Raw genomic sequence first — 1,242 nt, 5'->3', positions numbered from 1 at the left:
CTCAGTGATGCAATCCTGATATCTGCTGGCGTCGGCGGTTTTGGCGCAGTCACAGCACGCTATCCACAAGTAGTCGATATTGCCAAATTCGCTGGTGTCATATTTTTGTTGGGCTACGGGTTACAAAGCTTGTATGCTAGCATACGTTTATCGCATGCTCTTGATGTCGATGGACAAGTAGTCACCAGTCTAAAGAAGGCGCTACTCCTCTGCTTTGGTTTTACTTGGCTCAATCCACACGTCTATCTAGATACATTGGTGCTAGTTGGGATGGTTTCAACAGGGGCAGACAGTAAAGTTGTGTTTGCAGCTGGGGCAGTCAGTGCCTCGTTCTTTTTCTTTTTTGCACTAGGCTATGGCGCACGATTACTTAGACCTTTATTTGCCAAACCAAAAGCGTGGAATATACTGGATGCTTTAGTCGGCATCCTTATGTTGTATTTGGCTTGGCATCTATATCAAAGTTAGAACATTGAGCGAACCTAACTATAAACAAAGGCTGTAGCTGCATAAACGCAAAAACCAAACACACTCATTGAATATGCTTGGTTAACAATTACAACGATTTATAATTTACGATTTATGATGCCTTTTTACGTTTTTTAGGCTTAACAAAGCTTAAGTTCAAAAAGTGCTCTAGTGAGTCATCAAGGACATCTAACCAAGGCTCTGGCAATTCAGGTGCTAGTGTACCTGTCAAAGTAGAACGATAAGCCTTCTCTCTAAAGGTCATGATGCCGTCTTTTTTGTGCTCTTGCCACTCTTTTAGTATCTCGCCTTGCTTCTCTACTGCAAACTCAGGATAGTCAGTTGTATCGGTTAAGTCGCGAATATATGCGGCTTGAAAATCGATAGAATCATCAACCGTTACCGATTTATCATAAGTGGTCAGCCACTTTTGCTCATCTGCTTCCCGTGTTGCTAAGTCAGGCAATTTGATATCATCCATCATTACATCACGTGCATACCATGCTTGGGCATCAAACATATTGAAGGTGAAGTACTGATCCTGCATTCCTAGATAGATAAGCTTGGGGTTTGGCTGCCAAAAAATGCCTTTGTATAGATTGGCTGGATATAAGCAGTTATGCGTCTGTAGGCGCAGCTCATCAGGCAAAAATGGAAAATGGAACAAGTAGCCCGTACACATAATGATAGCGTCAAATTGTTGACTGGTACCATCTGCAAAATGCGCCACATCATCTTCAAAATGCGTCACTAACGGCACCTCTTTAATGCCTT

1 protein-coding gene and 1 pseudogene are annotated in these 1,242 nt (G+C 42.4%); one reads left to right on the top strand and one right to left on the bottom strand.

Annotation, left to right across the window (positions count from 1 at the left end):
• The coding region (locus ACS8FD_RS15330; protein WP_439276479.1) for a LysE/ArgO family amino acid transporter at positions 1 to 468 on the top strand (468 nt) is incomplete at its 5' end.
• Positions 469 to 580: 112 nt separating this feature from the next.
• Here ACS8FD_RS15330 and ACS8FD_RS15325 read toward each other — a convergent pair.
• Positions 581 to 1,242 (bottom strand): annotated as a pseudogene (locus ACS8FD_RS15325) (NAD(P)/FAD-dependent oxidoreductase); the annotation flags it as partial.

The organism is Psychrobacter sp. 1U2, from assembly GCF_051847575.1.
The sequence above is the reverse complement of the archived record's forward strand: the minus strand, read 5'-3'. Positions and strand labels throughout refer to the sequence as shown.